The 13,969-nt window shown below is 32.9% G+C and carries 13 protein-coding genes; 8 read left to right on the forward strand and 5 right to left on the reverse strand.

Features of this window, described 5'->3' with window-relative positions:
- Positions 1–71: 71 nt before the first annotated feature.
- From gyrB to H277_RS0108205, 3 genes are all read right to left on the reverse strand, one after another.
- Positions 72–2,015: a DNA topoisomerase (ATP-hydrolyzing) subunit B gene (gene gyrB / locus H277_RS0108195; protein WP_019975104.1), complete on the reverse strand. Its 1,944-nt coding sequence runs from the start codon at positions 2,013–2,015 to the stop codon at positions 72–74.
- A 185-nt stretch (positions 2,016–2,200) separates the two neighbouring features.
- Positions 2,201–2,827: a 16S rRNA (guanine(527)-N(7))-methyltransferase RsmG gene (rsmG, locus tag H277_RS0108200; RefSeq protein ID WP_026357489.1), complete on the reverse strand. Its 627-nt coding sequence runs from the start codon at positions 2,825–2,827 to the stop codon at positions 2,201–2,203.
- 6 nt (positions 2,828–2,833) lie between these two features.
- Positions 2,834–3,280 (reverse strand): GAF domain-containing protein, encoded by a 447-nt coding sequence (locus H277_RS0108205; RefSeq protein ID WP_019975106.1) that lies wholly within the window; start codon positions 3,278–3,280, stop codon positions 2,834–2,836.
- Between the two features lie 96 nt (positions 3,281–3,376).
- Between H277_RS0108205 and xrtF the strand changes: the two genes are divergently transcribed.
- A complete protein-coding gene (gene xrtF / locus H277_RS0108210) occupies positions 3,377–3,919 on the forward strand; it encodes an exosortase family protein XrtF (RefSeq protein WP_019975107.1) in 543 nt (180 codons plus the stop codon).
- Positions 3,909–4,355, forward strand: a complete 447-nt coding sequence (locus H277_RS0108215; RefSeq protein ID WP_019975108.1) for an exosortase F system-associated membrane protein — start codon at positions 3,909–3,911, stop codon at positions 4,353–4,355. The genes xrtF and H277_RS0108215 overlap by 11 nt, the downstream gene beginning before the upstream one ends.
- 40 nt (positions 4,356–4,395) lie before the next feature.
- Here the strand turns inward: H277_RS0108215 and H277_RS0108220 are convergent, their stop codons facing one another.
- Entirely contained in the window at positions 4,396–4,710 is a 315-nt protein-coding gene (locus tag H277_RS0108220) for a hypothetical protein (protein WP_019975109.1), read from the reverse strand.
- Between the two features lie 13 nt (positions 4,711–4,723).
- A complete protein-coding gene (gene rlmB, locus H277_RS0108225; protein ID WP_019975110.1) occupies positions 4,724–5,473 on the reverse strand; it encodes a 23S rRNA (guanosine(2251)-2'-O)-methyltransferase RlmB in 750 nt (249 codons plus the stop codon).
- A gap of 203 nt (positions 5,474–5,676) precedes the next feature.
- On the opposite strand from rlmB, the gene H277_RS0108230 reads away from it, so the two are divergent.
- The 6 genes from H277_RS0108230 to H277_RS0108260 all read left to right on the forward strand — a co-directional run bounded on the left by H277_RS0108230 (position 5,677) and on the right by H277_RS0108260 (position 13,932).
- Positions 5,677–6,411 (forward strand): DUF3667 domain-containing protein, encoded by a 735-nt coding sequence (locus H277_RS0108230; protein WP_019975111.1) that lies wholly within the window; start codon positions 5,677–5,679, stop codon positions 6,409–6,411.
- A gap of 311 nt (positions 6,412–6,722) precedes the next feature.
- Positions 6,723–7,517: a thymidylate synthase gene (locus H277_RS0108240; protein ID WP_019975113.1), complete on the forward strand. Its 795-nt coding sequence runs from the start codon at positions 6,723–6,725 to the stop codon at positions 7,515–7,517.
- A 101-nt stretch (positions 7,518–7,618) separates the two neighbouring features.
- On the forward strand, positions 7,619–10,222 hold the full coding sequence (locus tag H277_RS0108245) for a zinc-dependent metalloprotease (RefSeq protein ID WP_019975114.1): 2,604 nt from the start codon (positions 7,619–7,621) through the stop codon (positions 10,220–10,222).
- A gap of 66 nt (positions 10,223–10,288) precedes the next feature.
- Entirely contained in the window at positions 10,289–10,735 is a 447-nt protein-coding gene (locus H277_RS0108250) for a hypothetical protein (protein ID WP_146810380.1), read from the forward strand.
- A gap of 97 nt (positions 10,736–10,832) precedes the next feature.
- Complete coding sequence (locus tag H277_RS0108255; RefSeq protein WP_019975116.1) at positions 10,833–13,367, forward strand: M1 family metallopeptidase; 2,535 nt, start codon at positions 10,833–10,835, stop codon at positions 13,365–13,367.
- Positions 13,368–13,434: 67 nt separating this feature from the next.
- Positions 13,435–13,932, forward strand: a complete 498-nt coding sequence (locus H277_RS0108260; RefSeq protein WP_019975117.1) for a dihydrofolate reductase — start codon at positions 13,435–13,437, stop codon at positions 13,930–13,932.
- Positions 13,933–13,969: the final 37 nt, after the last annotated feature.

Here is a 13,969-nt window from a genome sequence, read left to right on the forward strand (position 1 = left end):
AAAAATAAATCCAGCCTTAAAAGCTGGATTTATTCGTTGTATTATTATCAGATTTGATAAGTCATTATTATTTACACATCAATTTTAGCGTAATGTGCATTTTTCTCTATAAACTCACGACGTGGCGGAACATCATCTCCCATCAACATAGAGAAAACACGATCTGCTTCTGTCGCATTATCTATCGTTACTTTACGTAACGTTCTATGTTCCGGATTAAGCGTTGTATCCCACAATTGCTCTGCGTTCATTTCCCCAAGACCTTTGTATCGCTGAATTGTAACACCTTTTCCTGAACCATCCGCTGAAAATTCTGCCGTTAATCTTTCACGTTCTTTTTCATTCCAAGCATATTCAGCTTTCGCTCCTTTTTTGATTAAATATAAAGGTGGTGTCGCAATATAAATATGCCCTTGCTCAATCAATTCTTTCATGTAGCGGAAGAAGAATGTCAAAATTAATGTCGCGATGTGAGAACCGTCGACATCGGCATCGGTCATAATTACAACTTTGTGGTAACGTAACTTTGAAATATTCAGTGCTTTTGAATCTTCTTCTGTTCCTATTGTTACTCCCAATGCAGTATAGATATTTTTAATCTCTTCGTTATCCAACACTTTGTGTGCCATTGCCTTTTCTACATTCAAAATCTTACCACGCAATGGTAAAATCGCTTGAAAATGACGGTCACGACCTTGTTTTGCCGTTCCTCCGGCAGAATCTCCCTCGACTAAAAATAATTCTGATTCTTCTGGTTTTCGAGATGAACAATCCGCTAATTTCCCTGGTAAACCGCTTCCACCCATTGGGTTTTTACGTTGTACCATTTCACGTGCTTTCTTCGCTGCCTGACGCGCTTTTGCTGCTAAAATTACTTTGTCAACAATTTGTTTTGCCTCAGTTGGATTTTCTTCTAAGAAATTTGTCAACATTTCAGCTACAATTTTATCAACTGCAGGAGAAACTTCAGAATTTCCTAATTTCGTTTTTGTTTGACCTTCGAATTGAGGTTCCATTACTTTTACCGAAATCACAGCTGTTAACCCCTCACGGAAGTCGTCACCAACAATCTCAACTTTTTCTTTTGCAAGATTAAAATTTTCTTCGGCATATTTTTTCAATGTACGTGTCAATGCACGGCGAAAACCTGATAAATGTGTTCCTCCTTCGTGTGTATTGATGTTATTGACATAAGAATGTACATTTTCATTATATGACGTATTGTATCGCATTGCAACCTCAACCGGAATTCCATCACGTTCACCTTCCATGAAGATTACTTTATCCATGATAGATTCGCGACTGCCGTCAATAAACTCTACAAATTCTTTTAACCCTTCTTCTGAATGAAATGTCTCTGTAATAGAATTTCCATCGGCATCTTTTTCGCGCTCATCAATTAATGTGATGTTAATTCCTTTATTTAAGAAAGCTAACTCGCGCAAACGATTGGCTAATGTTTGATAGTTGTATGTTTGTACTTCCTGGAAAATAGTATCATCTGGAGTAAAAGTAACTGTTGTTCCATTTTTTTCAGTTGTCCCAACTTCCTTTACATCATACAAAGGTTTTCCTTTAGAATACTCTTGAATATATTGTTTCCCATTTTTGAAAACTTCTGCTGACAAATGGTTAGAAAGTGCATTAACACACGAAACTCCAACACCATGCAGACCTCCGGAAACTTTGTATGTATCTTTGTCAAACTTCCCTCCTGCACCGATTTTAGTCATTACAACTTCTAATGCAGATTTCCCTTCTTTTTTATGTAAATCGATAGGAATACCACGCCCGTTATCTTCTACACGGATCGAGTTTCCTTCTAAAATTGTTACTTTGATTGTATCACAGTATCCTGCTAAAGCTTCATCAATAGAGTTATCAACAACCTCGTAAACTAAGTGGTGCAGTCCTCTAACTCCGACGTCTCCAATGTACATTGAGGGACGAAGACGTACATGCTCCATTCCTTCTAACGCTTGGATATTATCCGCCGTATATGTGTTATTACTCATAATATGTCTCTAACTTGTTTTAAACAAACAAATATAGTGAATTTTGACGAGAAAACCTCTTAAAAAGAACTTAAAGTATTGGATTAAATCATGTTTAAAAACTCCTTTTTTTAAGCATTCAATCATTCTTAAAATATAAAAAAGCGAAATCACTTTATTTGATTTCGCTTTGTATGATTTTTTCATTAAATATCTTTCTTTTCCAAGTAGACCACTTTTTTTGTTTCGAAGAAGTCTTCGTCGAAAAAATTTTGAATATCGAATAAAACTGCATTTGGAAAATCTGCTAATTCTTCGGTCAAATCTCCTCCTTTTAAATACAGTAATCCATTTGGAAAAGGATTTATCGCTTCTTTTTTAAATTTACCGCGAATCCACTCTGCAAATCTAGGCATTGCTGTTACAGCACGAGAAACGATAAAATCATATTTATCTGTTAACTCTTCCGCTCGCTTTTGTTCAGCTTTTACATTTGTCAAACCTAAACCATCTGCAACACCTTTTACAACCTTGATTTTTTTACCAATAGAATCAACTAAATGAAACTGAACATGAGGAAATAAAATTGCCAACGGAATACCGGGCAACCCTCCTCCGGTTCCAACATCTAACACATATGACCCATCTGCAAATTCCATCACTTTAGCAATAGCCAATGAATGCAAAATATGATTGGTATAAATTTCGTCGATATCTTTACGGGAAACTACGTTAATTTGATCGTTCCATTCTTTGTACAAATCTCCAACTTTCGAAAATTGTTCAATTTGTTTTTCAGTTAAGTCCGGAAAATATTTTAAAATAAGTTCAATCATCGATTAAATAATTTCTGAAACCCGAACACAAACATAATTCAACAACTTAATATCTTCCTCTGTAAAAGGATCTATTGTATGAGAATCGATATCAATTTGTCCTATATTTTCTCCATTTTTAAAAATTGGAATTACAATTTCCGCTTTTGTTTCAATAGAACATGCTAAATAATTGTCTTGAGCATATACATCCGGTACGACAAAAGTTTCATTAGATTCTGCTACTTGTCCGCAGATTCCTTTTCCATAAGGAATAATTGTATGATCAGTTGCTGCACCAACATAAGGTCCGAGTTTTAATTCGTTTTTATCTCCATTCTTGAAATAAAACCCCACCCAATTGTAATAGTCAACCTCATCACTTAACAATTGACAAATCTTTTGTAATCTATCTTCCGTAGAAATCGTACTGTCAATTATGACATCCACGCGCTTATGTAAATCTTGCATTTTGTATCTTCTAAAAAAGCAAATTTATTGATTAATCATAACTTAATCAAAAGATGATGATTTTCATTTATATTTGTTTGAGATTTTAATGAAAAAATGAAAGAATTCAAACCTTTATTGTTGTTCCTTGCTCGTTTTTTAGGAACCTATATTATTCTGAGTTTATTGTATAAATTATACTTGGATCAATATTTACCACACAATATCCCTGATCCATTTACAAAATTCACCTCAGATGTTACAGCGATGGGATTGAATAAATTTGGTTTTTTTTCATTTTCTAATAGTGCAGAGAATCAGCCTTGGATGCGATTAATTGTCGATGGACAAGTTGCTTCAATTGTAAATGAAGGTTGCAATGCTGTCTCTATTCTGATTATTTTCATTGCATTTGTAGTGGCATTTTACACCAACTTCAAACAAACAGCTTTGTTTATCCTTTCCGGTTTAGCCATTTTATTTGTGATGAATATTGCTCGTATTATGTTATTGAACTACATTTTCAGGTACCATAACGAATATGGTAAAATGGCACATGATTATTTGTTTCCTGCGATCATTTATGGCTCTATCGTTATTCTTTGGATTGTTTGGATTAAATTTTTTGTCACAAAATACAATAAACAACATGCCAAATAAATACCTACGATATGGAATTGCCTTCGTCTTAGTGATTGGATTAATTCTAGTCAGAAAATACGAAGATGTATTATTTTATGACCCTTTCACTCAATATTTTCATTTCGTTGGACACGTTCAATTTCCTGAATTAGATTTACCCCAATTAAATGCGAGTATTATGGTTCGTTATCTCATTAATACATTATTAACTGTCTTAATTGTTTGGTTCATCTTCTGGAAAAAAAGTTATGTCAAATTCTCTATTATCATTTTGATTATAGGATTAATCGTTCTTTTACCTATTTACAATTATCTTATTTCAACACATTTTTCATCAGGCGAAATGGTTTTCTTTTACGTTCGAAGATTTCTTATTCAGCCAATGTTTTTATTGATCCTGATCCCTTGTTTTTATTACCAGGAAATACAACATAAAAAAACAGTCGCAAATTAATTTGCGGCTGTTTTTTTATGTTGTATATAGGTTACAAAATTTATAACCCGGATTCTTCTTTTTCTTGTTGAAGATCTAACTTTTCCTGCTCTTTTGCTGCCGCTTCTTGGGCTCTTTGCTCAGCTACTTTACGTTTTTCTTCTTCAGCTATTTTTGCATTCGCCTTATTCACGGATTTGTATTTATACAACCATCCTAAGAAACCTCCAAAAATAAATCCAATCCCGGCACCTCCGGTAATTCCGACTAGAAATTCTTTGTCTGAAAACAATCTCGAAACATCAAGATTTGTAAAATAATACATGGTTATGCTAATCGCAATCAATAAAGCTCCAATAAGTGTAGAATAGGTCATCGTTTATATATTTTTAAAATAAATCTTGTAACATTCTTTGGCGAACAGCTTCGTACAAAATTGCACCACAAGCCACCGAAACATTCAACGATGCTGTTTGTCCAGCCATAGGCAATTTAACAATTTTATCTGAGATTTTCAAAATAGAATCCGAAACTCCATCTTCTTCACTTCCCATCACAACAGCTGCAGGTACAGAAAAATCTGCATCATAAATGTATTCTGCTGATTTTTCAGAAGCACTAAAAATTGAGATTCCGGCTGATTGTAAATACTTGATTACATTCACTAAATTTCCTTCTTTACAAACCGGAATATTGTATAATGCACCAGTTGAAGTTTTAACAGCATCAGCATTAACAGAAGCAGAACCTTTTGATGGAATAATAATTGCGTCTACACCAACACATTCAGCTGTACGGGCAATTGCCCCAAAATTACGAACATCAGACACGCGGTCTAAAATTAAAATAAATGGTGTTTTTCCCTGCTCCCAAATTTGTGGTAAAACATTTTCTATCGAATCAAATTCGATTGGTGAAACAAAAGCATAAACCCCTTGATGGTTTTTTCCTGTAAAACGATTTAGTTTTTCTACAGGCACATAACTTACAGGAATTTCATATTCAGTAACCAATTTTCTCAATTCTGAAAAAATCTCACCTTGTAAACCTTTTTGAATAAAAATTTTATCGATTGTTTTTCCTGCTTCAATCGCTTCTATTACTGGTCTTAAACCAAAAATTCCTGCTTCGTTTTTCATAACTGCAAAGATAATGCTTTTCTATGATTGTGAATAATTTTATTAAATAGAATTCGCTGAACCAATTAGCATTCAAAAAAAACAATCAAACCATTTTTAACCAAATCATTTTAACGTAATTTAACATTTTGGAATATAGCAAAGATATTCAATCAAATTTAATGAAATGAGTGAAAAAAGTTACCCTCTAAATTCAAACCAAAATGAATAATAACTGTCAGAATTGTAATGAAATCATTACAAATAACTTTTGCTCAAATTGTGGAGAACCTGCAAAATTAAAGCGGATTAATCAGCAATATGCATGGCAAGAATTATTAAATCTTATTGGCTATGAGAATGGTTTTATTTTCACTGTAAAAGAATTGATAACCAGGCCTGGAAAAACAGTTCAGGAATACATTCATACAAATCGAAAGAAAATAACAAAACCCATTACATTTCTTATTCTTTCATCTGTCATTTATACTCTTGTTTCTCAATATTTTTATACTGATATCGTTTCGAATAAGCAGATGGAAGCTTTCTACGGCGATTCTACGTATTACAAAATATTAATTTGGGTAAATAATAATTACGGATATGCAAATTTATTGATGCTTTTACCGATTACGCTATGGACCAAAATCCTTTTTCGTAAATACAACTACAATTTTTACGAAACATTTGTAATGGTTTGTTTATTCATGGCAGAAGCAATGTTTTTTTTAGCTTTCACTATTGTTTTAAATAAGTTTTTGGGGTTTCCAAGAATCATTTACGATAGTCTCACTTCATTTGTCATGTTTTTATATATCAGTTGGATGATCTCAATATTTTATGAAAAAAGCATTAAAAATTATATAAAAGCATTTCTTGCGTATACATTCGGTTTTTTAACATCTCAAGTCATGACTCTTCTCTTCGCGATTCTTTATGACTCATTGATTAAAAAATAATCATTTACTTACCTATCTTTCTTCTCAATTGTTGCAAATAATTTGGAAGACTCATATACAACATACCTCCTATAATAATAAGTGATATCATAGAAATCAAGTTTAGTTTGATATGAATAATTTTTGAAACAAAAACAACCACCAAAACGATATTAAACAAAGTTTGGAAATAAAAATGTTGTGCAATTTTTCGGCCAAAATCTGATTTACTATACGAAGCAAAAAACATAAAAAGCACTAAAATTGTAAGAATTAAACTGATTTTCATTCTAAAAAATTCACTAAATTTGAAGGGTTAAATATACTGAGAAATGCAACAATATCACGATTTATGTAGAAAGGTTTTGGCAGAAGGGTCATTTAAAGAAGATAGAACAGGAACAGGAACAAAAAGTATCTTTGGTTACCAAATGCGTTTCGATTTGTCGGAAGGATTTCCTTTGGTTACAACTAAAAAATTACATTTAAAGTCAATCATCTACGAATTGTTGTGGTTTTTGAAAGGTGATACCAATATCAAATATTTAACCGATAACGGTGTAAGAATTTGGAACGAATGGGCCGATGAAAACGGTGACTTAGGTCCTGTTTATGGACACCAATGGCGTTCTTGGGGAAAACAAAACGGTGAAGTTGTGGATCAAATAAAAGTTGCAATTGACCAAATAAAAAATAACCCGGACTCGCGCCGAATCATTGTTTCTGCCTGGAATGTTGGTGAATTGGATCAAATGGCTTTAGCTCCTTGCCATGCCTTTTTTCAGTTTTATGTAAATGACGGAAAATTATCCTTGCAACTGTATCAGCGTAGCGCAGATATTTTTCTTGGTGTCCCATTCAATATTGCATCCTATGCATTACTACAAATGATGGTTGCACAGGTTTGTAATTTAAATGTTGGTGATTTTGTCCACACTTTTGGAGATGCACACATTTACAAGAATCATTTTGAGCAAGTTGAATTACAATTAACGCGCAAACCTTATCCGTTGCCTGTAATGAAAATCAATCCAAATGTAAAAGACATCTTTGATTTTACGTACGAAGATTTTGAATTAGAAAATTATCAGGCGCATCCGCATATCAAAGGAATTGTTGCTGTATAATAGAAATAGTTTTACTTTTTTAATGTTATTTTTTTTGATATTCGTAATAACTTCTTTAGCTTTATTAGGTTAAACAATTAATAAGAAATTAACATCGAATTATGAGAAAAAATTTTACGCTTGTAGCTATGCTTTTAGCTATGTCTATTACCTATGCACAAGAAAATGGTAATTCATTAAAAAATATTGACATTTCATTACCAAATACAAAAAAAGTATATGTTGATTTAAAGAATGTTGAACATCAAATTTCTTCATCTGCATTAAATAAAAATTCAAAATTAGAAGTTTCAATCCCAAATAATAAAGGAAAAAATGAACGGTTCATTTTAGTGGAGCGAGATCTTTTAAATGATAAAATGAAAGAAGAATTTCCTAATATTAAATCTTATTATGGTTATTCGACATCAGATCCCTTAAAAAAAATAAGTTTAGGATATTCTACAAGTCAAGGAGTAAATGCTATTGTTTATTCTCCTTCCGAAAAATATATCATCGAAAAAACAGATGATAAATATGAATTAGTTGACAGTGACAACCTTCCTAGCTTAAAAAATTTTAGCTGCGGAAGTATAGAACAAGATGGCTCTGTTCCTAATTCTTTAACAAAAAAGATGAACAATCCTGCTACGTACAGAAAATATAAATTAGCTGTAGCAACTGATTACAAATACAATAAATATTTTTCTGGTAATGCAGAACCTACTTTAGAAGTTTCTGTAGCTGCTGTTGCAAAATCATTGACTTACATATTACCTATTTATGAAAATGATTTATCTATTTCATTTCAATTGGCAGATAATCTTGATAAAGTAACTTTTCTGACTGAGGCTAGCAGTCCTTTTACAACGACGAATTTAAATAGTGAGACACAAAAACAATTGGATACTAATCTTGGTTCTGAGAATTATGATATTGGAATTTTGTTTACCAATCTTTTAGGAGGTGGTAATGCAGGAGCTATTGGTAGTGTTTGTAATAACAGTAAAAAAGGATCTGCATACATTGGTCCTGTTGAGACAAATCCTGAAGGGTTTAATTTCGCTGTTGCAGGAGCTCATGAAATGGGACATCAATTTGGAGCCAACCACGTACATGCCAGAAATGAAGGCTATATGGCAAACAGAGAAATTGGAAGTGGTGTAACTGTAATGGGATACCCTGGCGTAACCGGTACACACGATGTTCAAAAGACGTTTGTTTCACAGTTTAATCATTTTAACCTGGAACAAATCAATAATTATTTAGCCAATCAAACATGTGGAACTGTAACTCCAAGTACGAATACTCCTCCTATTGCAGATGCAGGAAAAGATTATATTATCCCAAAAGGAACAGCGTTTCGATTGGTAGGAACAGCAAATGATGCTGACAATGATAACCTTACATACTCTTGGGAGCAATCTGATCCTTTAACGACTTTTACCGGAGCTAATTTTAAAAATCCGAGCAGTAAAAATAAAGATGGTGCAAACTTTAGAGTTTATGAACACACCACTAACCCCGAAAGATATTTTCCTCCATTAGAAAATGTTTTAAATAATCAATTATATTCAACATGGAACACTGTTTCGGATATTGCTAAAAACATGAATTTTGTTTTTCAAGTTAGAGACAATAAACAAGGAGGAGGACAAATCGAATCGGACAAAGCTATTATCTCAATTACAGAGGACGGTCCTTTTAAAATCAACAATATTGATTTAAACCAATCCTTTAAATCAGGAGAAACTTTTGATTTAAAATGGGATATAGCTGGTACAAATACAGGTACAATCAATACTCAAAATGTAAGAATAAAATTAACAGTTGATGAAGGAAAAACATTCACAACATTAATTGAATCTGCTCCAAACAATGGCCAAGCTTCTGTTAGTTTACCAAATGGAGTTACAGCAGAAAAGGCAAATATCATCATAGAAGCAATTGACAATATTTATTATGCTGCAAGTCCATTTGTAGCAATCGGATATGAGATTAGTCTTGCATGTAATCAATATTTCGCTTCTACTCCTATCACAATGAATGACGCTGTTGGATCTGCTGCAGGTTTAACAAACGTTACTGTTCCTGTATCTGGAGAAACTAAAAATATAGAAGACATCTCTTTAATTACAGATATTACACATGCCAACTCTAACGAATTGGTTATCTTATTTGCAAAGCCCGGTGTTGATCAAGTGTATCAATATGCATGGTATAAAACCTGTACTACACCCGATTTATCTTATAAATTCAATCAATTCGGAGGTTCTAGTTTTGACAATTGCGGTGTAAAAGATGCTGTCATAACTGGTACATTTGATCTTCAACGTTATAAAAATCAAACAGCCAATGGTTCATACTTATTTCGTCTTGCAGATTTAAAAGCAGGAAACGTAGGAACCGTAAATAAAATAGGCGTTGAACTTTGCCATCGCGAAGCTTCAAAATTAAGTGTTTCTGATCTTTCAAAACAAAACGAATTATTCGTTTACCCTAATCCAACGAATGGCAATTTTAGCATTCGTATGAATACGAAAACGAATAAAGTAACTGCAGAAATCATTAATCTTGCCGGACAAATTGTTTCGACTCACACATATAATGTGGCAGGAAACAAAATTGACCAAGCAGTAAACGCAACAAATTTACCAAAAGGAGTTTACATTGTAAAAATTAATGATGGTGATACAACACAAACGAAAAAGTTAATTATCAAATAATTTCTTTATTTACAACCATTATAAAACCCATTGTTTAATGGGTTTTATAGTTTAAAAGACAATACAATGATGAAAACTATTTTTCTTATAATTCCATTACTTGTCATAAGTTGCTCAACAAATATGTCCAATTTGCAACAAGACAGTTTTGATGATGAAAACAATTTAATCATCATGCTGCGAGAAAATTCGCTCGACAATTTCGATTCTATTTTTACCATAAAAAACGACACAGAGCTAGGAAAAATATTAGGTCCTATAAATGCTACCCGTATGCCGGGGATACCAATAGAAACTATCGATTTCAAAAAAGAAATTCTAATTGTTTTTAATCTAAAAGTTCAAGGAAAAAAGAATGACATTAATATTGTTAACATAAAGAATGAAACAATTTTATATGAAAAAGTTTACACACATAAATTTGATCAAATTCCTGACGATTACAACTTAATTAAATTTTATAAAATTCCGTATTCAGCCTCAACTTTTAAATTTCAGGAAATCAACAACTAATTTAAAAAATCATAAAATACACTTAAAGTCTTCAAATTGGAGGCTTTTTTTGTAACTTTTCAAGAAATTTATCAACCAATAGAAATAAAATTTTACAATGAAGAAACGAATTCTTTGGCTTTCATCAGCCTTTCTTATATCTGGTCTTACTTATGCACAAGTAATGACTCCTCCTCCAAGCTATGCTGAAAATCAAACAAATAAATTAGATATTTATCGTGCCGAAGCAGAACGTATTAACAATCTTGTTCACACAAAATTAGATCTGAAATTTGATTATGCCAAAGAACATGTTTTAGGTGAAGCTTGGGTCACATTAAAACCCCATTTCTATTCTACTTCTAAAGTTACATTAGATGCAAAAGCAATGCTAATCCATGAAGTTGCTTTATTAAACGGAACAGCAAAAAAGAAATTAAACTATAAATATGATGATTTACAATTGGTCATCGATTTGGATAAAGAATACAAAAAAGATCAGGAATACACACTTTACATCAAGTATACAGCACGTCCAAACGAAGTTAAACAAGAAGGAAGTGCGGCGATAAATGACGCAAAAGGTGTTTATTTTATTAATGCAAAAGGAGAACGCCCTAACTATCCAACACAAATCTGGACACAGGGAGAAACGGAATCTTCTTCTTGCTGGTTCCCAACAATTGATAAAACCAATCAAAAGACTTCACAGGAAATCACCTTAACATATCCCGATAAATATGTTTCTTTATCAAATGGGACAATGAAATCGTCAAAGAAAAATTCGGACGGAACAAAAACGGATTACTGGAAATTTGATAAAAAACATGCTCCGTATTTATTTTTCTTTGGAATTGGAGATTATGCTGTTATCAATGACAAATGGAAAAACATCAATGTCGATTATTATGTAGAGCCTGCATACAAAGATGTTGCAAAACAAATTTTCGGAAATACGCCGGAAATGATTCAGTTTTTCTCAGATAAACTCAACTACCCTTATCCTTGGGATAAATATGCACAGATGACTGCTCGCGAGTATGTTTCCGGAGCCATGGAAAATACAACAGCTTCATTATTTCATGATGGTGTTCAACAAAAAGCAGGGCAATTGGTTGATGAAAATACAGCCGAATATGTAATTGCCCACGAATTATTCCACCATTGGTTTGGTGATTTAGTGACTGCCGAAAGTTGGGGAAACTTAACCGTAAATGAATCTTTTGCGAATTATTCGGAATATTTATGGTTTGAACATAAATACGGAAAAGAAAAAGCAGACGAACACCGCTACAACGAAATGTTTGGTTACAAACAAGGAGACGGTCCAACAAAGAATTTGGTTCGAGTTCACTATAATTCTCGCGAAGATATGTTTGATGGTGTATCATACAACAAAGGAGGTTTAATCTTGCATATGTTGAGAAATTTCTTGGGTGATGACGCCTTCTTTAAAGGATTGAATAAATATTTAAAAGATAATGAATACGGAAAAGCGGAAGCAACTCAGTTACGTTTAGCATTAGAAGAGGTTTCAGGACGCGATTTAAATTGGTTCTTTAATCAATGGTATTACGAAAATGGTCATCCAAAATTAACTGTTGTCTCAGATTATTTGCCATCAAATAAGAAAGTAAAAGTTGTTGTTCGTCAAGATGCGTCTAAATTATTCGAATTCCCTTTCGCTATTGATATTGTTGAAAATGGGAAAACGACTCGTCAGCAAGTTTGGGTTCCAAAACAAGCTGAAACGACATTTGAGTTCACTTCAAATCAAAAACCGGAAGTTATCATTCCAAATGCTGACCAAGTTCTATTGGCGGATATTGACGACAAAAAACCTGTCGAAGATTTTATCGCTCAATACAAAGCCGGAAAAGGAAATTACGCAACACGCTTGTTAGCCATTGAAGCAATGGCAAATGCACAAGCAACAAATCCTAAAGCTGCCGATGCTTTGGTAAACGCCTTAAATGATTCATTTGATGGATTAAGAATCTACGCGATCAATAAATTAGATACAGCATCAAAAACGATTATTGATAAAGCTTCATCAAAACTAAAACAATTGGCATCCAATGATCCAAAAACATTGGTGCAAGCAGCTGCATTAAACGCACTGAATGACACATCTATTTATGACGCATCCATTTTTGAAAAAGCATCAAAAAGTCCTTCTTTCAGTGTTCAAGGTGCCGCATTGACTGGTATTTTAAAAAATAACCCATCTAAAATTAATGAATTAACAGCTCATGTTGATGATGAAGTCATCAAAGGTTCTTCAGATTTAGCGATAGCTTTACTTCCTACTTGGATAAAGAATAATCAATTCGATAAAGCAAACTTAATTTCAGAGTCTGCAGCAATGTATGAATTTGTAAAATTTCAAGATCCTGAAAAAGGTAAAGTTGCCGAACAGGCTTTTAACTGGATTATGAACAACGATACAGCAGATGCAACAGCTGAAATTGCAAAAACTTATTCGCGTTATTATCCTTATTTAAAAGAGCAGAACCCACAAGCTGGACAAGCCATTAAAATGATGGCTGAAAAAGCGCTGCAGATCAAAACCAATGCTGCAAAAACAATCAAATCTGCATCAATTGCGAAACAGGTTGAGCAATTACAAGATGCAATAAATAAAATGAAATAATTCGCTAAAATTATTATATTTGTTAAGCTATCCTCGCAAAAGGATAGCTTTTTTTACCTTATAACTTATGATAAACATTGTAGTAGCAAAAGCAAGTAACAACGTAATCGGCGCAAAGAATGATTTGATTTGGCACTTACCAAACGATTTAAAACATTTCAAAAGTTTAACTTCCGGGCATCCGATTATCATGGGAAGAAAAACTTTTGAATCTCTTGGTCGTCCGTTACCAAACCGTACAAACATTGTTGTAACACGAGATCAGAATTGGAATGCTGAAGGCATTGAAATTACATCTTCTTTAGTCAAAGCAATTGAAACAGCAAAAAAAATTGATGAGGATGTTTACATTATCGGTGGTGGAAACATCTACAAACAAGCCATGGAATTTACAGATGTATTATATATTACGGAAGTTCACCATGAGTTTGATGGCGACACTTATTTTCCAGAAATCGACTCGGAGGAATGGGAAGAAGTTGATCGAGAAGATTTCAAAAAAGATGAGAAACATCCATATGCTTATTCCTTTGTGACATATAGAAGAATAGAAAAAAATAACTAAAATAATATTTTAACCCTACAAAAAAAGCAAGAATTGA

It is taken from the genome of Empedobacter brevis NBRC 14943 = ATCC 43319, from assembly GCF_000382425.1.
GTDB lineage: Bacteria > Bacteroidota > Bacteroidia > Flavobacteriales > Weeksellaceae > Empedobacter > Empedobacter brevis.